Annotated in this window: 23 protein-coding genes and 2 tRNA genes; 10 read left to right on the forward strand and 15 right to left on the reverse strand. The window is 60.0% G+C overall.

What is annotated here, in order from left to right:
* Positions 1 to 32: 32 nt before the first annotated feature.
* Positions 33 to 1,154: a beta-aspartyl-peptidase gene (gene iadA / locus EDD78_RS02825; protein WP_165873085.1), complete on the reverse strand. Its 1,122-nt coding sequence runs from the start codon at positions 1,152 to 1,154 to the stop codon at positions 33 to 35.
* Between the two features lie 189 nt (positions 1,155 to 1,343).
* Between iadA and EDD78_RS02830 the strand changes: the two genes are divergently transcribed.
* The gene (locus EDD78_RS02830) at positions 1,344 to 2,084 is read left to right on the forward strand and encodes an N-acetylmuramoyl-L-alanine amidase (RefSeq protein WP_079699545.1); all 741 of its coding nucleotides are present in this window, start codon (positions 1,344 to 1,346) and stop codon (positions 2,082 to 2,084) included.
* Positions 2,085 to 2,160: 76 nt separating this feature from the next.
* Here the strand turns inward: EDD78_RS02830 and galE are convergent, their stop codons facing one another.
* Entirely contained in the window at positions 2,161 to 3,168 is a 1,008-nt protein-coding gene (gene galE / locus EDD78_RS02835) for a UDP-glucose 4-epimerase GalE (RefSeq protein WP_079699544.1), read from the reverse strand.
* A gap of 277 nt (positions 3,169 to 3,445) precedes the next feature.
* Here galE and EDD78_RS02840 point away from each other — a divergent pair, with 277 nt between their 5' ends.
* The 3 genes from EDD78_RS02840 to EDD78_RS02850 all read left to right on the forward strand — a co-directional run bounded on the left by EDD78_RS02840 (position 3,446) and on the right by EDD78_RS02850 (position 4,517).
* On the forward strand, positions 3,446 to 4,048 hold the full coding sequence (locus EDD78_RS02840; protein ID WP_079700457.1) for an HD domain-containing protein: 603 nt from the start codon (positions 3,446 to 3,448) through the stop codon (positions 4,046 to 4,048).
* Between the two features lie 88 nt (positions 4,049 to 4,136).
* Positions 4,137 to 4,343: a hypothetical protein gene (locus EDD78_RS02845; protein ID WP_079699543.1), complete on the forward strand. Its 207-nt coding sequence runs from the start codon at positions 4,137 to 4,139 to the stop codon at positions 4,341 to 4,343.
* 97 nt (positions 4,344 to 4,440) lie between these two features.
* Positions 4,441 to 4,517, forward strand: a tRNA-Val gene (locus tag EDD78_RS02850).
* Between the two features lie 212 nt (positions 4,518 to 4,729).
* On the opposite strand, the gene EDD78_RS02855 is transcribed toward EDD78_RS02850, so the two are convergent.
* On the reverse strand, positions 4,730 to 4,942 hold the full coding sequence (locus EDD78_RS02855; RefSeq protein ID WP_079699542.1) for a cold-shock protein: 213 nt from the start codon (positions 4,940 to 4,942) through the stop codon (positions 4,730 to 4,732).
* A 250-nt stretch (positions 4,943 to 5,192) separates the two neighbouring features.
* On the opposite strand from EDD78_RS02855, the gene EDD78_RS14165 reads away from it, so the two are divergent.
* Positions 5,193 to 5,321 (forward strand): hypothetical protein, encoded by a 129-nt coding sequence (locus EDD78_RS14165; protein ID WP_278335620.1) that lies wholly within the window; start codon positions 5,193 to 5,195, stop codon positions 5,319 to 5,321.
* Between the two features lie 81 nt (positions 5,322 to 5,402).
* Here EDD78_RS14165 and EDD78_RS02860 read toward each other — a convergent pair whose 3' ends face one another.
* The 5 genes from EDD78_RS02860 to EDD78_RS13910 form a co-directional block, all read right to left on the reverse strand.
* The gene (locus tag EDD78_RS02860; RefSeq protein ID WP_286170728.1) at positions 5,403 to 6,320 is read right to left on the reverse strand and encodes a DUF4397 domain-containing protein; all 918 of its coding nucleotides are present in this window, start codon (positions 6,318 to 6,320) and stop codon (positions 5,403 to 5,405) included.
* Between the two features lie 80 nt (positions 6,321 to 6,400).
* On the reverse strand, positions 6,401 to 7,261 hold the full coding sequence (locus EDD78_RS02870; RefSeq protein WP_165873087.1) for a glycoside hydrolase family 25 protein: 861 nt from the start codon (positions 7,259 to 7,261) through the stop codon (positions 6,401 to 6,403).
* Positions 7,262 to 7,483: 222 nt separating this feature from the next.
* A complete protein-coding gene (locus EDD78_RS02875) occupies positions 7,484 to 8,455 on the reverse strand; it encodes a DMT family transporter (protein WP_132083894.1) in 972 nt (323 codons plus the stop codon).
* A 227-nt stretch (positions 8,456 to 8,682) separates the two neighbouring features.
* On the reverse strand, positions 8,683 to 8,850 hold the full coding sequence (locus tag EDD78_RS13905) for a hypothetical protein (protein WP_159448996.1): 168 nt from the start codon (positions 8,848 to 8,850) through the stop codon (positions 8,683 to 8,685).
* 2 nt (positions 8,851 to 8,852) lie between these two features.
* Positions 8,853 to 9,029, reverse strand: a complete 177-nt coding sequence (locus EDD78_RS13910; protein WP_165873088.1) for a hypothetical protein — start codon at positions 9,027 to 9,029, stop codon at positions 8,853 to 8,855.
* 220 nt (positions 9,030 to 9,249) lie between these two features.
* Between EDD78_RS13910 and EDD78_RS02880 the strand changes: the two genes are divergently transcribed.
* Positions 9,250 to 9,870 (forward strand): transglutaminase-like domain-containing protein, encoded by a 621-nt coding sequence (locus tag EDD78_RS02880; RefSeq protein WP_132083895.1) that lies wholly within the window; start codon positions 9,250 to 9,252, stop codon positions 9,868 to 9,870.
* Between the two features lie 51 nt (positions 9,871 to 9,921).
* Here the strand turns inward: EDD78_RS02880 and nrdD are convergent, their stop codons facing one another.
* Positions 9,922 to 10,194 carry an anaerobic ribonucleoside-triphosphate reductase gene (nrdD, locus tag EDD78_RS02885; RefSeq protein WP_079699537.1) on the reverse strand — a complete coding sequence of 91 codons (273 nt, stop codon included), beginning with the start codon at positions 10,192 to 10,194 and terminating at the stop codon, positions 9,922 to 9,924.
* Between the two features lie 87 nt (positions 10,195 to 10,281).
* Entirely contained in the window at positions 10,282 to 10,722 is a 441-nt protein-coding gene (locus tag EDD78_RS02890) for a hypothetical protein (RefSeq protein ID WP_132083896.1), read from the reverse strand.
* A 112-nt stretch (positions 10,723 to 10,834) separates the two neighbouring features.
* On the opposite strand from EDD78_RS02890, the gene EDD78_RS02895 reads away from it, so the two are divergent.
* Complete coding sequence (locus EDD78_RS02895; protein ID WP_132083897.1) at positions 10,835 to 11,128, forward strand: DUF4491 family protein; 294 nt, start codon at positions 10,835 to 10,837, stop codon at positions 11,126 to 11,128.
* A gap of 40 nt (positions 11,129 to 11,168) precedes the next feature.
* Here the strand turns inward: EDD78_RS02895 and EDD78_RS02900 are convergent.
* A tRNA-Val gene (locus tag EDD78_RS02900) sits at positions 11,169 to 11,245 on the reverse strand.
* A 78-nt stretch (positions 11,246 to 11,323) separates the two neighbouring features.
* Positions 11,324 to 12,088 carry an exodeoxyribonuclease III gene (locus EDD78_RS02905; RefSeq protein WP_079699534.1) on the reverse strand — a complete coding sequence of 255 codons (765 nt, stop codon included), beginning with the start codon at positions 12,086 to 12,088 and terminating at the stop codon, positions 11,324 to 11,326.
* A 190-nt stretch (positions 12,089 to 12,278) separates the two neighbouring features.
* On the opposite strand from EDD78_RS02905, the gene EDD78_RS02910 reads away from it, so the two are divergent.
* Together EDD78_RS02910 and EDD78_RS02915 are read left to right on the forward strand one after the other, a co-directional pair.
* Complete coding sequence (locus tag EDD78_RS02910; RefSeq protein ID WP_165873089.1) at positions 12,279 to 13,124, forward strand: PfkB family carbohydrate kinase; 846 nt, start codon at positions 12,279 to 12,281, stop codon at positions 13,122 to 13,124.
* A 9-nt stretch (positions 13,125 to 13,133) separates the two neighbouring features.
* Positions 13,134 to 13,769, forward strand: a complete 636-nt coding sequence (locus tag EDD78_RS02915) for a CatA-like O-acetyltransferase (RefSeq protein ID WP_132083899.1) — start codon at positions 13,134 to 13,136, stop codon at positions 13,767 to 13,769.
* Between the two features lie 40 nt (positions 13,770 to 13,809).
* Here EDD78_RS02915 and EDD78_RS02920 read toward each other — a convergent pair whose 3' ends face one another.
* Together EDD78_RS02920 and nhaC are read right to left on the reverse strand one after the other, a co-directional pair.
* Complete coding sequence (locus EDD78_RS02920; RefSeq protein WP_132083900.1) at positions 13,810 to 14,415, reverse strand: NAD(P)H-dependent oxidoreductase; 606 nt, start codon at positions 14,413 to 14,415, stop codon at positions 13,810 to 13,812.
* A 17-nt stretch (positions 14,416 to 14,432) separates the two neighbouring features.
* Complete coding sequence (nhaC, locus tag EDD78_RS02925) at positions 14,433 to 15,851, reverse strand: Na+/H+ antiporter NhaC (RefSeq protein WP_286170677.1); 1,419 nt, start codon at positions 15,849 to 15,851, stop codon at positions 14,433 to 14,435.
* Between the two features lie 376 nt (positions 15,852 to 16,227).
* On the opposite strand from nhaC, the gene EDD78_RS02930 reads away from it, so the two are divergent.
* Positions 16,228 to 16,644: a YjdF family protein gene (locus EDD78_RS02930; protein ID WP_079699529.1), complete on the forward strand. Its 417-nt coding sequence runs from the start codon at positions 16,228 to 16,230 to the stop codon at positions 16,642 to 16,644.
* 145 nt (positions 16,645 to 16,789) lie between these two features.
* Here the strand turns inward: EDD78_RS02930 and EDD78_RS02935 are convergent, their stop codons facing one another.
* Positions 16,790 to 18,184, reverse strand: coding sequence for an NCS2 family permease (locus EDD78_RS02935; RefSeq protein ID WP_132083901.1), 1,395 nt, complete (start codon positions 18,182 to 18,184; stop codon positions 16,790 to 16,792).
* Positions 18,185 to 18,527: the final 343 nt, after the last annotated feature.

Consider the following 18,527-nt stretch of genomic DNA (forward strand, 5'->3'; position numbering starts at 1 on the left):
GGATTCCATGCGGGGCGCTTTTTGCTGCCGGCTCAGAGGGAGGCGTAGTAGCCGGTGGCGAGGATGTCGCCCTCCTTCATCATGACCTGCCCTTTGGCGAGCACTGTGTCGATGGATAGGTCGTCGTTCAAAAAGACGAGGTCGGCATCGCTGCCCGGAGCGATCGCGCCCTTGCGCGGATAGAGCTCCAGGGCTTTCGCCACAGTCTCGGTGATGGGCAGGATGGCCCGCTCGAGAGGCACCCCCTTGCCGATCAGAGCCCGGACGGTCTCATAGAGGGTGGTCATCCTGCCGACCCCCATGCCGACCATTTCTTTTTTCTCGTTCCAGATGGGGGCGCTGCCGTTCGAGTCCGAGCTCAGGGTGACCTGCCCGAAGGGCGCGCACTCCATCAGCTGGAGCAGCGCCGTTTCCACCCCTTCTCCGCTGGTCAGGTCGGGATAGCCGCCCATCCTTGCGAGCTTGGCGGCTTGGTCGAGATGCCGGCACATGTGGGTGGGCCTAAAGTGCCGCACCGGGATGTCGGTGCGCTCGGCGATCTCAAAGACGGCGGCGATCCCTTCCTTGCCGCTGCCTACATGGATGTGCACCACCCCCGGCTTTTTGGCGGTCAGGGAGGCGATCCGCACCTCGCTGGCAAGGCGGGTGAGCTCCTGCACGGTGGGGTAGGAGCAGCGGTGGTCGGACAGGGCGATCTTCACCCCCAGCACCTCGGGGATGAGGCAGATGTCCTCCCCGACTTCGCCGGTCAGGGTGACGCTGGGGTACTCGTACGAGCCGGTCAGGCAGTAGGCGGTGATCCCCTCCAGGGTGAGCGCGCGGACTTTAGCCAGCAGCGCGTGCAGGCTGCGGGTGTGCCGGTCGGTGCCCAACAGCCCGCACAGGGTGGTCACCCCGGCCCCTATGCAGTCGCGTATATCCAGCTCGGGCACCCGGCTGGCGAAGCCGTCCTCGCCGCCGCCCCCAATACAGTGGACATGCTGGTCGATGAAGCCGGGAAGCACCCGCTTTCCTCCGGCGTCCAGCACGGTGAGCTGCGGCAGGGAATAGTCGATCCCCTCCCGCAGCTCGATGATCCGCCCGGCGCAGATGAGGATATCCCGGAGCCCCAACGGGGCGGGGGAATAGACGTTTGCGTTTTTGATCAGCAGCATAGATTTCCCTCCTGTTTTCCTTTCTCTATCAAACAGGAAGAAACCGGTTTTGTCAAGAGGGGGCGGGCCCGGCAGCCGAATTTTTGACCAATGGATATTCAATGTCTTTATTAAAAAAGTGCGGGAAGCGCACCCTTTTTGCCCCTTTGGCATAGGATAAAACGACAAAATGAGAGATGGAGGTATCCTATGCCTACGGTATATCTGAGCCCCTCCCTGCAGGAGTTCAACCAATACGTCAACGGCGGCAACGAAGAGCAGATGATGAACCTGATCGTGGACGCGATGATCCCCTACCTGCGCGCGAGCGGGATCCAATATGTGCGCAACTCCACCGAGCAGTCCCTGCTCGAGGCGATCGCCCAGTCCAACGCAGGCAACTACGACCTGCACGTCGCCATCCATTCCAACGCCTCGCCCGAGAGCCTGAGCGGACAGCTGCAGGGCACCGACGTCTACTACCGCCCGGGCAACTGGTCGAGCAAGCGTTTCGCCGACATCCTGGTGCGCAACTTTAAGCAGATCTATCCCAATCCCCAGATGGTGCAGGCCCTGCCCACCTCCTCCCTGGCCGAGGTGCGCCGCACCACCGCGCCCGCCGTGCTCATCGAGGTGGCCTACCACGACAACTGGCAGGACGCCCAATGGATCAAAGACAACATCGACGCCATCGCGCGCACCATCGTGCGCTCGATGACCGAATATTTCGGCATCCCCTTCGTCGAGCCGCAGCCCGAGCGCGTCGGGATCGTGCAGACCGGCGGGCCCAACCTCAACATCCGCAATAGGCCCAACACCGGCGCCGCGGTCATCGGCCGCATTCCGGACGGCGCACAGATCACCGTCTATTCGGACATCGGCGAGTGGGACGTGGTCGGCTACGGCGGGGTGGTAGGCTTCGCTTATAACCGGTACATCAACCTGCAATAATCCCTGGTATGCAGCAGGGCCCGCAGCGACAGCTGCGGGCCCTGTGCGGGTTCTATCGGGAAAAAGGGAAAACAGATTATAAGCCGTTGGGGTTTTGGCGGATAAACTCCCACCCGTCCCGGCACATGTCGTCGAGGCCGCGCCCGGCCTCCCAGCCGAGCAGGCGCTTGGCCTTGTCGCAGTTTGCATAGGAGGTGGCGATGTCCCCGGCGCGGCGCGCCTTGATCTCATAGGGGATTTTCTGGCCGCTGGCGCGCTCGAAGGCGTGCACCACATCCAGCACGCTGCTGCCCTTGCCGGTGCCGAGGTTGATCGCCTCGACCCCCTTGTGGGCGGCCGCGTATTCCAGCGCTTTGATGTGCCCGAGCGCCAGGTCCACGACGTGGATGTAGTCCCGCACGCCGGTCCCGTCCGGGGTGTCGTAGTCGTCGCCGTAGACGCTGAGCGTTTGCAGCTTGCCCACCGCGACCTGGGAGATATAGGGAAAGAGGTTGTTGGGAATCCCGTTGGGATTTTCGCCCAGCAGCCCGCTTTCGTGCGCGCCGATGGGGTTGAAGTAGCGCAGCAGGATGACGCTCCAGTCGGGATCCGCCGCCTGGACGTCGCGCAGCATTTGCTCGATGAAGAGCTTGGTGCTGCCGTAGGGATTGGTGGTGGACAGGGGCATGTCCTCGGTGAAGGGGGCGGTGTTGTGCATGCCGTAGACGGTGGCGGAGGAGGAGAAGACCATCCGCTTGCAGCCGTGGCGGCGCATGACGTCGCAGAGGACCAGAGTGCCGGTCAGGTTGTTGTGGTAGTACTCAATCGGCTTTTCGACCGATTCGCCCACCGCCTTGAGCCCGGCGAAGTGGATCACCGAGTCGATCTCGTTTTCCGAAAAGATCCGTTCGACTGCCGACCCGTCCAGCAGGTCACTTTCATAGAAGCGGGGCTCGCGGCCGGCGAGCTGCGCGATCCGGCGCAGCGCCTCGGGCTTGGAGTTTGAGAAGTTGTCGGCCACGACCACCTCGTAACCCGCCTTAAGGAGCTCCACCACGGTGTGGCTGCCGATGTATCCGGCGCCGCCGGTGACCAAAACTGCCATATCTATATTACCTCCCTTATCGGTTTTGCTTCCGGATTTCAGTATATCTCCCCGCTGCCGCCGCGTCAATTGTTTTTGGAGGTGCTGCAACTTTTGTCCATCTTTTCGCAACTTTTGCGGGAGGCCCATCCGCCGGGGGTGGGAATTTTTCTGCCGGGGTGGTATAATAACCACAGATATATGATACCATCCGCGGAAAGGGAGAAACGGTTTGGACAAAAATCTGATCGTCTATGACGATATCCAAAGCAACGAGGAAATCCGCACCTATATCGAGATGGCGGACCAGATGCTCAGCGCCCAGGGATTTACCGAGCATTCCTTCGCCCATGTGACCAAGGCCGCCCGGGTGGCCTTTGACATTTTGCAGACGCTGGGCTATCCCGAGCGCACCTGCGAGCTGGCGCGGATCGCCGGGTTCATGCACGACATCGGCAACGTGATCAACCGCAATGACCACGCCCAGAGCGGCGCGCTGATGGCCTACCGCATCCTCAATAAGCTGGGGATGCCCCCGCGGGAGGTGGCAATCGTGATCGGCGCGATCGGCAACCACGACGAGGGCACCGCCGTGCCGGTGGGGGAGGTCGCCGCCGCCCTGATCCTCGCGGACAAGAGCGACGTGCGCCGCTCCCGGGTGCGCAACCAGCTGGAGGCCTCCTTCGACATCCACGACCGGGTCAACTACGCCGTCGAGCAGTCCCAGCTGATCGTGGACCTGCGCCACGAGCTCTTTTCGCTCAACCTGACCATCGACACCAAGACCGGGACCATGCTCGACTATTTCGAGATTTTTCTCGGGCGGATGCTTCTCTGCCGCCGCGCGGCCAATTACTTCCATATGAACTTTCAATTGGTCATCAATGGGAATGTATTGTAAAAAAATTCCTTTCGTCACAATTCGATTCCAAATTCTGTAAAATTATGGTATCCTCAGGACAAATGGGACATTTGGAGGAGGATGCCGGATGGAAAACAGGAAACCGGTCTATTCGGTCTTTGGCGAGACGGTGGACGGCCGGATGTGCTACGGCTTGCAGGAGGAGGGAGGCGCGCGTTTTTGCCGCCTGAGCGATGAGCGTTTAGAGCTCGAGGCGCTGGCGGGGCTGCTCAATCGGGCCGGATGCTCGCCCATTCATTTTTCCGAAGTGGTCGAGGATTTTCGGCACAGCTGAGATAATTGTGAGGAAAACGGGAAAAATGAAAAAAAGAGGTTGACATTTTCACAGCAATGCGATAAAATAATATTCGCGATATTTCTCGCACAGAGATGGGAGTATAGCTCAGCTGGTTAGAGTGCCTGCTTGACATGCAGGAGGTCGTTGGTTCGAGCCCAATTATTCCCACCAGGAAACCCGCTCAGATGGCTTATGGCCGTTTGAGCGGGTTTTCGTTTATTCCGCCGGGAAATCCGGGGCGCTAAAGGGACGATCACGCCCAATTAGGCAAAGCGCGCCGGAACGGCCACCAGGCGGACCTGGGAGGAACAGAGCCGCCGGGACGCACAAAATGACAAAAAAGCTCCCCCTTTTTAAGGGGGAGCTTTTTATCCTTGTTCGTCTTACGCGGGGCAGACGTTGACAGCGCGCAGCTTGCCGCTGTTCTTCGGATCAGCCTCGGTCTCGAAAGTGACCTTCTGGCCCTCGTTGAGGGTCTTGAAGCCGTCGCTGACGATCGCAGAGAAATGCACGAAGACATCCTCGCCGCCCTCGTCGTTGGAGATGAAGCCAAAGCCCTTGTCCGCGTTAAACCATTTTACCGTACCCTTATTCATGTTAGGTACCTCCTGTTTATAAATTTCATATTCAGAGACGTACTTGGTGTGCACGGAAAAGACCGGCAACGAAAAACTCACATGCTTTTGTAAATCATGAAACGGACCATGACTTACAAAAACATGTGAGTTCATTTGGTACATTTAGAATACATGATTAGTATAGCAGTTTTTAAATCTTTTGTCAACTGTTTTGCCCGGTGTAATATTTCGGAAGTTTTGGAAAATCCTAATGGATGAGGTGATTAACATGGCAAAACAGGGAATGAAGCGGCCTTCTCCCGCGCACAAGCCTCCGAAAAACGAGGTGCCGCCGGTGCCTGAGCTGCAGGGAAAGCCCAAGCACACCAAGGAAAAAGCAAAGCCCATCACCGAATAAGCCGAAAATGCGCCCTTCTCAAAGTATGGCAGGCGTCGCCTGCCATACTTTGAGAAGGGCGCATTCCATTGACGGAAGGCTTCAGCGGGGGTCCTCCACCAGCAGGACCTTCAGGATGGAATCCGGGGAGACTGAGCCGAGCAGATAGACGGTATAGGTCGAGCGTTCGCCGATGTCCGCCGCGAAGGAGACCAGCACGTCGGGGCGGGGGAAGTCGGAGGAGATGTCCTCCACCGTTTCGATGTCCGCCTCGAGCGGGGTGGGGGTGATGTAGAAGAAGTAGAGCCCCGGCCGGATGGTCTTGAAGGGGGTCGCTTCCTTGAAGCGCACGTCGGAAAAGACGGTGCGCCCGTCATAGAGGTTCATGTCCAGCGCCTGGGAGTCGTAGATGAGATTCACCACCCGCAGGCAGGAGAGGCTGCGCGAGACGTTCTGGCAGGGGATGTCGTTAATCTGCGCCAGCTCGATACCCGAGGGGGCGTTGACGATGGCGAGGGTGATGGTCTCCCCGGACTTGAAGGGGAAATTTTTGCGCAGCAGCAGGCCGTTTCCCGAGCGCACGACCACGGTGCGAAAGCCGTCCGGCACGTTGCGGTAGCCCGTCAGCTCGCCGAAGGCGAGGTTGTTCGCCATCATCCTTCCGCCCACGACCACGTTCAGAGGGGCATAGCCCACTGCCGCGTGCAGGAAGCGCACCCGGCAGTAGCCCTGCGCGGGAGGCATAATGGGCCCGGGTGCGACCGGGCGGCCGCCTTCCGGGGCGATGGGTGGTACCGGAATATCGGGGCCCGGAGCGACCGGGCGACCGCCTTCTGGAGCGATGGGCGGTACCGGAATATCGGGGCCCGGAGCGACCGGACGACCGCCCTCGGGAGCGATGGGCGGCACAGGGACGTCGGGGCCCGGAGCGACCGGACGTCCGCCTTCGGGGGCGACGGGGGTCGTTGGAACATCCCGTGCGGCGGGCTGGGAAGAGGATGACCTGTTATTGCGATTCATCACGAAAGATTCCTCCTGGTCTATGTAAAAATGGTATTTGTGACCTATGTAAATCCCCGCCCGCGGGCGGGGAACGCGTACTAGAACAACCGCCGGAAAAACCTGATGATCCGGAGCAGCAGGCGCCGAAGGGCGGCGAAGAGCCCCGTGCCCTGACTGCCGGAAGGGGTATCCGGCTGTGATCCTGATCCGTCTGGATTTTCCGGCGGCTGCGCGGGAGGCGTGCCCTCCGGGAAAGGCTCCTGCTGGCCCGGCTTTCCCTCTTGGGGGCCGGTGGGGGAGCCTTCGATCGGAGACAGGCCGTTGAGGCCCGCCGCCTTTATGATGGCGGCATAGTCCTTATAGGCCCAGTCGCGGTCGCACGGGCCCTTGACACCCGGACAGGTGCCGCTGCTGCCGGTGTATTGCCACATGCCGTATTCGCCCTGATAGTCCGGCTTCTGGGTGTAGTCGGCCAGCCAGAAGTCGTAGGCGTCCAGCCGTTCCATCTCGAGATAGAGCTTGGCAAAATAGAAATAGGTGTAGAACATGGCATAGTAGCCGAGCCGCTCCACCTCGCTGCAAAAGGCGATTACCGTGTCGGTGATCTCCTCCTTGGTCAGTACGCTGGTCAGGCGCGAGTCCTCCACGTCAATGGCGATGGGATAGCTGATCCGGTACCCGCGGGCCAGGGCGATCGTCTCCTGCGCGGCCCGCCTGGCGGCCTGCTCGCTGCGCGCGTAGGAGTAGACGTAGAGCCCGACCTGCACGCCGGCTTTGAGCGCGTCGGTGATGGTCACCTCGAGGTTCGGGTCGGCCGCCAGCCCGCCGTCATAGCCGCACCAGCCCGCGCGCACCATGCAAAAGCGCACCCCGCTGCTGTAGACCGTCTCAAAATCGATCCTGGCGCGGGAGGTTTGATATTGTGAGATGTCGATCCCGCTGATTGGAATCTCCTGCAAGCTTTCACATCCTTTTTTCTGTGTCTCCTGCGCGGTTGGCGCGCAGGGCCGGCGGATAAACTCCGGCACACCATCCTATGCAAAGCGGTGGATTTCGGATCATAAAAAGGGATGCCGGTTTTGGCGGCGGACAGCGGGAGCCCCGGCGATCCGGGGGCCTGATGATGAAAAAAAGGACTGAAAGCAACGCTTTCAGTCCTTTGGGAAAAGGCTTAAGACACGCTATTGCTCCAGCGGCTGCCGGGGCTCCAATGCCGGTACCTCCACGGCGTCGCTCCCGGTGCCGTCTGTGTCGTCCTCGGCGGGAGGATCGGCGGGCGGCGACTTCTTGGACTCGGAGAGGGTGATCAGGATCACGCCCGAGAGAATCAGCACGCAGCCGATAATCTTGAGCAGCGAGAGCGACTCGCCCAGTATGAGCACGCCGCAGACTATGCTCGTGATCGGCTCGAAGGTCGAGAGGATGGCCGAGGTGGACGGCCCGACGTAGAGCACGCCGAGCTGGAAGAGGGTGACCGCCCCCACCGAGGTGAGCACGGCGACAATGAAGGAATACAGCCACGCCTTGGGCGTCAGCTGGAGCACGGCGAGCTGGCCGCTCACCAGCCCGAAGAGCCCGGCGGTGATCCCCGCCACGCTGCACAGGTAGAAGGAGAGCTTGAAGTAGTACATATTCTTCAGCCCGGATTTATCGAGGTAGATGACGTAAAAGGACCAGAAAAATCCCGACGCGATCGCCAGGATAAAGCCCATGGCCGAGCCGCCCGAACTCTTGTCGGCGAAGAAGAAGATCCCGGCCGTGGCGAGCACCAGCGCACAGATTTTCAAGGGGGTCATTTTTTCCTTGAAGAGGACGACGCAGGCCACCGAAATCACCAGCGGATAGACGAAGTGCAGGGTGGTGGCCATCCCGACGGAAATGTATGTATAGGAGGAGTAGAGCAGGATGGTGGTCAGCGCCGAGCCGACCACGCCGGTGAGAAGGATTTTTTTCACTTCGCTTGGGGCGACCCGGATGGAGAGCCCCCGCCGGCGCACCAGGAAGTAGAGCACCGGCAGCGCCAGGATGGAGCGCAGGAAGGTGAGGGTGATCCCGTTGCTTCCGCCGTCGTAGGTGATCCGTCCGAGGATGGGGGTAAAGCCGAAGATGGTCGCCGAGAGGATGGTAAAAAGGATGCCCTTATACTTCTGCAAATTGAAACCCACCTGACACTCAAATTTATCAGAATCTTTATATCTTGCGGCGCCATTGCCGCAAGATGCATTATACAATAGCCCGCACAGGGCTGTCAATTGCGCGGCAAAGAAAAGGGGGCCCGCGGGCTTCCGGACCGCGCAAAAAAAGTATTGAAAGCAAAGCTTTCAATACTTTGGGAGGGGCGTGGCGTTAATCCCCGGTTTTCAAAAAAGAAGCGGCGCCTTCAATCCTCTTTTTCGCACTCGCGAAGGGTGCGCAGATGCTCGCCGTAGAGCTGCAGCTCGCCGAGGGTGGAGATGTGCACCCCCGAGCGGCGAATCTCCTGCTGTACCGCCGCGGGCAGGGAGGCAAAGTATGCGTGCATGCGCTGGTCGTCATATTCCTTCGGCACCTTCAGCGATCCCCCTGCAGCAGGTTGTCCGCATAGTTTTGCAGGCTTTCAAACGAATTGACGCTCGTCGCGCGCTGGCTGATCATCTCGCGCACATAGTCGGGCAGGGAATTGTAAAACTGATCCGCTTCGGGTTCCTGGTCGATCAGGCTGTAAAGGTCGGGATATTTTTTGAGCATAAGGGCCTCCATTCTCCGCGCAGCGCGCGGCTGCCGCCATCTTTGCGGCGGGCGGCGCGCCGGAATCCGGGATTTTCCCACCCTTAGTTTCTGCCGTGCGGCCCTCAAAAATTCAGTTGGCGGTGATTTTTGGCGGCAGCCCCTCTTTCTTGACAAATTCCGGCACGCTTCGTATAATGGACAAGGTATGGAAAAGAATTTTGTTGCGTGGTGATTGAATTTGCGAAAGAAAGCGGGAACCCTGCTTTTATCCTTGGCGCTCGCCCTCTCGACGGCGGCCGGCGCCTTCGCACAGGGTACGGATGCCCAGGAAGTGCTGGACGGCGCGGAGCTGGAGCCGCAGAGCCTGCAGTCTGAGGAGCTCGGGGAACTGGTGGAAGAGACGATGGACGAGCTCTGCGACGAGGAGATGGGCACCTACGATAAGGTGGCGGCCTGCTACGATTATCTGGTGGAGAACATGTCCTACGGCAACCAGATGCGCTACCTCAACGTGGAGGCGGGGGACACCACCTGCGCGGATATTTATTATGACTGCGGCGAGGTCGAGGGCTTTGCGGCCGTCGCGCTCACCTCCAAGGTCGGGTACTGCAACGGATACGCCTCGGCGCTGATCGTCATGCTGCGCACTTTGGGGATCGACGCGCGGCTGGTGGAGGGCGAAACCGGAAGCGCCAATGGCGGCTATGCCTACCATAAATGGGCCGAGGCCGACATCGGGGGGACCACCTACCTGTTCGACCCGCAGCTCGAGCAGGACCTCACGGCGGCCGGGCTGCCGGCCTATTCGGTCTTCTGCAAGACCTATGGCGAGGTCGGGGACCGGTACATAAAATACTGATTGATGGAAAAAGGGCTCCGTACTTTTCGGTACGGAGCCCTTTTTGGATTTTCAGATGGCGACGCTGTGCTTGACCCGGTCGCGCTCCTCGGCGCGTTTGCCGTTGTTGAAGCGGTCCAGCGTGCCCACCAGGTATCCGGTGATCCGCCGGATCCTCTCATAGGGCACGGGCGCCAGCTTGTAGCTCAGGTTGACGTATTCGCCGTCCAGCTCGATGTCGACGGTGTCGATGGTACGCCCGGGGTTCTGAGCGCGGATGTGCGCGAGGTAGGCGTCAATTTCCTGCTGTGAAAGGCTGCCGCCTGTGATGTTGATCTGCTCCATATTGTATACCACCCTTGTCTCAATTTGATGGTATCAATATACCATATATAGATTTAAAAAGCAACCGGTAATCTATATCTTGTTGCCCTAAACGGGAAGAGAATTTTCCAGTTCCTCTTCGGCGGCCTCTTGCGTCCCCTCGCAGGGAGCGATGGCGCGGGAGAAAAACAGGTTGTATAGGCGGATCATCGCCGCTCCGAGGACCAGACCGTTGGAGAAGTGGTTCAGGGATTTGAGCTTCTTGTCACAGGGGGAATCGAAGGAGCCCTTCACCGCCTGGCCGGTAAGATAGAAGTAGTAGAGCACCGCCGCGAGGACCAGTACGGCGGAAACCGTCTGTACGCTGAAGAGCTGGCAGGCCTCGGGGGTTTCCCGCCCTGCCGCGGCATCGGTGAGCTGCTTGCGCTGGATGAGCACGCCGTAAAAAGAAAGCGTCACGGCGGCAATGGTGATCAAAATGAACATTGCTGCCTTGTCCAGCACCGGGAGCTGTTCTTCGAGCAGGGAATCCGCCGTCTGCTGTTCCATAAGCCATCGCCGCCCTTTCCTGGATTTATTATCAGTGTATTCCGCTTTTAACGCCCCGGTGACGAAAAACAGGCATTGCGGGGGCATATACTTTGGCAAAGGGGGATTTGATATGCGTTTGAGCGGAATTCTGATCGGGCTGATTTCCTTTGCGATCATCGGGCTGTTCCATCCGGTCGTTATCAAGTGCGAGTACTATTTTGGGGCGCGCGTCTGGCCGGCGTTCCTGGCGGCGGGGATCGGCTTTTTGCTGCTCTCGCTGCTACCGGATTCTGTGATCGTCTCGTCCACTTTGGGAGTGCTGGGCTTCACCTGCCTGTGGAGCATCGGCGAGCTCAGAGAGCAGCGCAGGCGGGTGGAGCGGGGCTGGTTCCCGGAAAACCCCAATCGAAAGAAGCGGGGCTAGAAACAAAAAAACGACTTGTCACTACAAGTCGTTTTTTATGTGGTGGAGACGCGCGGGCTCGAACCGCGGACCTCCTGCGTGTGAAGCAGGCACTCTGACCAGCTGAGCTACGCCTCCGGATCAGAACAAAAATTATTATAGCACAAAGGCGCGGGCTTGTCTAGTCCTCGGGCAAATTTTTGGAGCAAAAAAGGGTTAAAATTCCAACCCCTCCAGGCAAAGTTCGATCGGGCAATGATCGCTTCCGAAGACCTCGGGATGGATGATATGGTCCTTGACGCAGCCGCGGATCCGCTCGGAAACCAGGAAGTAGTCGATCCGCCATCCGGCGTTGTTGGCCCTGGCGTTATACATATAGGACCACCAGGTGTAGGCGCCCGTCTTATCGGGATAGAGGGCGCGGAAGGTGTCGCAGAAGCCGCTTTCCAGCAGCTCGGTCATCTTGCCGCGCTCCTCGTTGGAGAAGCCGGCGTTGCCCACATTGGACTTGGCGTTTTTGAGGTCGATCTCGTTGTGGGCCACGTTCATGTCCCCGCAGACGATGACCGGCTTTTTTGCGTCCAGCTCCTTTAGATAGGCGCGGAAGGCGTCCTCCCAGCGCATGCGGTAGTCGATCCTGGTCAGCCCGCGCTGGGCGTTGGGGGTGTAGACGGTGACGAAATAAAAATCCTTGTATTCCAGCGCAATGACCCGCCCCTCGGTGTCGTGCTCAGAAATGCCGAGCCCATAGCCGGCCCACAGCGGCGGGTGCTTTGAAAACACTGCGGTGCCGGAGTAGCCCTTGCGCTCGGCGCTGTTCCAGTACTGCTCGTAGCCGGGGAGCACGAGCTCGATCTGGTCGGGTTGCAGCTTGGTCTCCTGCACCGCGAAGCAATCGGCGCCGGACGCGGTGAAGAAATCTTCAAAGCCCTTGCCCACACAGGCGCGCAGGCCGTTGACGTTCCAGGAAATCAGTTTCATGGAAAAGCTCCTTTATTTTAAGACTTAAACCGGGACGGCCGGTTTATCCCGAGAAATTGCCATCAAGGGTATCTTATCATAGATTCGTCAGCCGGTAAAGGAAATTTCCCCTTGAAAATGATGCCGGCGGGCGTTAGGATGGGAGCAGATGATCTTTCTTTAAATTCCCGGGAAAGGAATGGTTACAGAGATGGAAAAGCTGATTGCGGTTGGGCTCAATGTGGTGGACAAGTACCCCGCGCTCGGGGTGATGTACCCCGGCGGGAACGAGCTCAATGTCGCCGTCTATGCGCGCTGGCTCGGGGCGCAAAGCGCCTTTCTCGGCGTATTCGGCAGCGACGGGGCCGCCAGGGCCAACGAGGAGGTCCTGCGAAAAGAAGGGGTGGAGATCTCCCATTGCCGCCATGAGCAGGGCGAAAACGGCTATGCAGAAGTCGAGCTGGTAAACGGGGACCGCGTGTTCGGGGAATTTAACGACGGCGGGGTGACCGGACGCTTCCCGATCCGGCTTACCGGGGAGGACATGCGGTATATCCGCGGATTCGACGTCATCTCGGCCTCGATCAATTCCCGGCTGCCCGAGAGGGAGATCGAACGGCTGCACAGCGCCGGGGTGCCCCTCTCCTACGACTTTTCCGACCGGTACACGCCCGGGCATCTCCGGAGGGTCGCGCCGCATGTCGACTTTGGTTTCGTCTCCTGCTCCGGGATGGACTGGTCCCGGACCGAGGCGTTTTTAAGGGAGCTGCACGCGCTGGGGTGTCCGGTGCCGGTGGCCACGCGCGGGAGCGAGGGGGCGCTGCTCTTCGATGGAAATTCGTTTTACCGCCAGCCCGCCGAAAAGGCCGAGGTGGTGGACACCATGGGGGCGGGGGACTCCTTCATCACCGCGTTTCTGTTGGAATACGCCGCCGGGGTCAAGGCGGGGCTTGAGGGCGAGGCGATCTATCGCAAGGCCTTGCAGGCGGGGGCGCGCTTCGCGGCAAAAATCTGCGGGCTGCAGGGAGCGATCGGCCACCCGATGCCGCTTCGCTAGGAGGGAACGATGGCTTTTCAAACGATCGACTACGAGCGCTGGGAGCGCCGGGAAATCTATGAAGCCTTCCACCGCACCGGAATCTACGTCACGGTGCAGATGGACATCACAGAGCTGCGCGCGGCGCTGGAAAAGCGCGGGCTGCGGCTCTACCCGGCGCTGATTTACTGTGTCTGCCGGGTAGTCAATTCGCACGAGGAATACCGCTACGGGTACGACGAGAACCATAACATCGGGATTTGGGACGTGCTCCATCCCTTTTACACCCTGCCCAGAAGGGACAATGGCGAGCTCTTTTCAATGAAGTATACCGAATACGCGCCCGACTTTACGGAGTTTTACCGCCGCTTTCTGGAGGACAGCGAGCGGGGGGAAACCTGTGGACGGCTAATCTGTGACGAGGTACTGCCGAAAAACATCGTCGGGATTAGCGCCATGCCGGGCGCCCGGTTTTCTTCCTTTCAGTTTTTCGGGGACCAAAAGGAGGATCTTACCCCCTTCGTCGTCTTCGGGAAGTTTTATCGGGAGGGGGAGAGAACCTTGATCCCGGTGAGCGGGGAATTTTCCCATGGCGTCAGCGACGGGGTACAGATCAGCCGCTTCTTCGAGGGCCTGGAGGACTGCGCCGCCCGCTTGCTGGAATAAAAAGAGCGCCCCGGGCCGGACGGCCCGGGGCGCTCTTTTACTAAAACTGGCAAGCGAGCGCGTCCGCGCGCTCCATCGCCGCGTGCAGCAGCGCTTCGGCATCGAGGTTTATGTCGTCCAGCCCCTCGGCGGCGAGCAGGTGAAAGCGCCCGATCCCGTACATGGCGCACAGCGCCTCGAGGTGGCGCGCGCCCATCTCCATCCAGGAACTCCCCGGAAGCGAAAAGTCGCCGCCCCGGGTGGTGATCAGCAGCAGACCGCCCGCCTGGCAGAGCCCCTTCATCCGCCCCGCATCGTCGTAGCCGAAGGTGATGTCGCACACCGAAATCCGTTCAAGATAAATTTTGAGGATCGCGGGGTAATTGAGATCCCAAAAGGGTGCGGCGACAACGATCTTGTGCGCCTCTGCAAAGCGGTGCGCCTCGTCGAAGAGCGGATCGCTAAGCTTCCCGGCCTCCCACAGGCGGTCCCGCTCGGCGAGCACTTCGGGGTATTGCGGCTCGAGGCGCCGGGCGCACAGGTCGCGCTCATAGATTTCCTCGTCCGGATGCAGCGCGGCGTATGTTTTTAGGAAATGCCGCGCAAGGCGCAGGGTGCGGGACTGTTCCCCCCGTACGCAGGCGTTGACAAACAGGATTGGTTCCATATGTAGCGTCCTTTCTGCTAAAGCGTTTCTTGCTGTGTTTGTGGGTTCATATTTTGATAGGGCGTTTTGCGCTTGAAGAGGAAGGCGGCCAGGATGGCGCAAAACGGCATGAGCAGGTTAAAGAAGGCGTAGCGCGCGTAGGCGAAGGCCGACACCCCCAGTACGCTGAGCATGAACATCCCGCAGGTGTTCCAGGGCACGAGCGCCGAGGTCGCCGCCCCGCCCGCCCCCAGGGAGACGGTCAGCTCCCGGCGGGAGACGCCGTGCTTATCGTATTCCTGCGCGTACATCCGCCCGGGAATGGCGATCGAGATATACTGCTCGGGCAGCACCAGGTTGACTGCAAAGCAGGTGGCCACCGTGGTGGCGACGAGCCCGCCGAAGCTGTGCACATGCCGCATGAGCGGGGCCATCAGCGCTTCCATCTGCCCGGTCTTTTCCATGATCCCGCCGAACATCATGGCGGTGATGATCATCGAGACCGAAAACATCATCGCCTCGAGCCCGCCCGCGCTGAGCAGCCCGTCCACCATTTCGTTCCCGGTCTGGCTGAGATACCCGCCGTAGGCGGCCTCGAACATCCCCTTTATCGGGACGTGCTGGGTGAGCACCCCCTGCACCCCCGCGGCGAGGATTCCCACCCCGATACTCGGGATGGCCGGCACCTTCAAAAGGATGCACACCACCAGCAGCACGAGCGGCAGGAAGGAGAGCGGGCTGATCACAAAGAGCCCGTTTAGCGAATCCGAGAGGGCGTGGATGTTCTCCAGCACCGCTGGATCGGAACCGGCATAGCGCAGCCCAAGCACGGTGAAAATCCCCGCGGCGAGCAGATAAGCGCTGCCCGCGACCGGGAACATATGCCGCACGTTGTCAAAGACATTCACCCCGGTGACCGCCGAGGCGAGGTTGGTGGTGTCCGAGAGGGGGGAGAGCTTGTCCCCGACGTAGGAGCCGGAGATGACCGCTCCCGCCGCCAGGGGGGCGGGGATGCCCATCGCGTGGGCGATTCCCATGAAGGCCAGACCGATGGTCCCGGCCGTGCCCCAGGAGCCGACCGCCATCGAGATGATCGAACAGATCACCATGGTCGCCACCAGGAAAAAGCGGGGGGAGAGGAGCCGCAGCCCGTAATAAATCATTGCCGGGACCACGCCCGCCTCGATCCAGACGCCGATGAGCACCCCGATGAGCATGAGGATGATCAGCGATTCGAGGGCCTGGGTGATCCCGCCGAGCATCCCCTCCTGGATCTCCTCCCAGCGAAAGCCGCCGGCCTTCAGCGCGACCAGCCCCGCGATGGCGCAGCCGAGCAGCATGGGGATATGCGGCGAGGCGTCGAAGACGACGATGGCAAAAAACATGATGACGGCGAGGCAGCCGACGGTGATCAGCGCCTCATGAAATTTTGGCTTCCTGGGCATCCTTTCCTTCAAGTTAACACTTCCCATCTATGTGTGGCCAGCGGAGCGCGAGCCTTCGCCCGGACAGGGCGAGCGCCAGGCGTCACGGACATAAGAATTCACATAATTGTCCGTTGCAGGCAGGTCAGTAGTTATTATATCGCGAAAGAGGCCGCCGCGCAAATCGAAATTCTCTTTGAACTTTTAGAGAAGGATTTGTGAAGACGGGCAGAACTGTGAACGAAAGGTGAGAAACAGACGCTTGAAACAGGCGGACAAAAGGGATAGAATGGAACAGCAGAGATAAAAACACGTAAGCCGGTTGGTAGTCCGGCGCCGCAATAGCGGTCAGTAACCTGCCTCCTAGGGTTGTCCGTTCTCTGTAGGAATCATATAGGAGGAACTGAATATGAGGTTGCAGGTACGGCTGACAGTCTATTTCGAGGACCCGTTCTGGGTCGGCGTGTTCGAGCGCCGGCAGGAGGGACGGCTCACCGCGGCGCGGGTGGTCTTCGGCGCTGAGCCGAAGGACTACACGGTGTACGAGCATTTCCTGCGCGGCTGGCGCTCCCTTCGCTTCAGTCCGCCCGTCGCGGCGGGGGAGGAGGGGGCCCGCGCGGGAAATCCCAAGCGTGCCCAGCGTGAGGCCGCGCGCCAGCTGGCACGCTCCGGCAGCGGCACCAAGGCGCAGCAGGCGCTAGCCCTGCTGCACGAGGAGAGCGTCCGGCAGCGCAAAGAAAACGGCAAGCGCCGGCGCGAGGAAGACAGGCAGCGCCAGTACGAGCTTCGCAAGGAACGCAAAAAAGAAAAACACCGGGGGCACTGAGCCCCCAAAACCGAAAGGGCCGCGGGAATTTCCCGCGGCCCTTTCGGTGAGAAAGCGGATATGCATGGGTTCGTTAAATGCGCCCACGCAATAAAAAGCAGCCCGGGCCAACGGCCCGGGCTGCCAAAGTTACGTTTTGCCGTCCTTACAGGGACATGAGCAGGTAGCGGATGACGAAGAGCACGCTGAGCACCACGGTGATGACGCGGATGTCCTTGAACTGGCCGGAGATCAGCTTGATCAGCACGTAGGAGATCAGCGCGAAGGCGATGCCGTTGGCGATGGAGTAGGTCAGCGGCATGAGCGCTATGCACAGGAAGGCCGGGATGGCCTCGGACATGTCTTCGGTCTCCAAATCCTTGATGGAGGAGATCATCAGGCCGCCGACGTAGATGAGCGCCGGAGCGGTGGCGACTCCCGGGATGATCCCGACCACCGGGGCGAAGATGCAGGCCACCAGGAAGAGCACCGCGGTGGTGCAGGCGGTCAGCCCCGTGCGTCCGCCCTCGGCGACGCCGGCGGTGGACTCGACGTAGGTGGTGACGGTGGAGGTACCGAGCAGGGCGCCCGAGGTGGTGGCGATCGCGTCGCAGAGCAGGGCCTGCTTCATGCGGGGCATCTGGCCGTTGTCATCCAGCATGCCGGCCTTGCGGGCGGTGCCCAGCAGGGTGCCGATGGTGTCGAACATGTCAACCAGCGAGAAGGAGATGACGATCATGGTGATGGTGAAGATCCCCTCGATCACGCTGGTGGTGTTGGCGAACAGGCCACCGAAGTCGAGCGCCAGGAAGGAGGTGGTGGTGAAGTCATGGAACTGCTGGCCGAAATTCATGGTGAAGTTTTCGGGCAGCTGGGTGATCCCGAAGGGGATGCCCAGGATGGTGCAGACCACGATCCCGATGAGGATCGAGCCCTTGACGTTCAGCTTGGAGAGGGCCGCGATGATCACGATCCCCAGGAAGGCGATGATCGCGCCGATGACGGTGGTGCGCATTTCGGGGTCGCTCATCTTGGAGAAGTCGACCAGATTGACCAGGGTGGAATCGCTGTTGGCGACCAGCCCCGCGCCCTGCAGTCCGACGAAGGCCAGGAACAGGCCGATACCGGCGCTGATGGCGATCCGGATGTTCTTCGGGATGGCGCGGATGATCGCTTCACGCAGGCCGAAGACGGTGATGATGATGAACAGGCAGCCCGAGATGAACACGATGGCCAGCGCCTGGGGATAGGCGATCTGCATCCCGATCATGACGGTGAAGGTGAAGAAGGCGTTGAGCCCCATGCCGGGCGCCTGCGCGAAGGGGACCCGTGCGAGCAGGCCCATCAGCGCGGTGCCGATGAAGGCGGAAAGGCAGGTGGCGAAGAAGACGCCGTTGAAGACCGCCTGCTGGTCCGATCCGGTTGCCGCCGCACCGGTGGAGAGCATATTCGGGTTGACGAAGATGATGTAGGCCATGGTGACGAAGGTGGTGATACCGGCGATGATCTCGGTTCTCACCGTGGTGCCGTGCTCCTTAAGACCAAAGAAACGTTCGAGCATGTTTTTAGACTCCTCCTCTTTCTACTCCGATTTTCTTTTTCCCCTGCAAAATAAAAAAGACCGTTCCCTCCATGATTGGAGAAGCCCGGTTTTGGCAGGATACCGCCGGGCCCCGTCGTGCAGAGGAATTCCAGCTGCCAAAAGCCAGCGGACCCTCTCTGCGAATCCATACGAGTGAGCGCCTGATTTATTTTGCTGTTACGTTATGATTATAGGGGAACAGGCGGCGAAATACAAGGTAAATTTTAATATTTTGTAAACTGGATATGACTTTTTGTCGCTTTTGCCCTGATTTTGCACAGGAAGGAAATGTCTTTTTGCCCAAAAAGCTACCTGACGCCAT

It is taken from the genome of Harryflintia acetispora (genome assembly GCA_004340125.1).
Classification (GTDB): Bacteria; Bacillota; Clostridia; order Oscillospirales; family Ruminococcaceae; genus Harryflintia; species Harryflintia acetispora.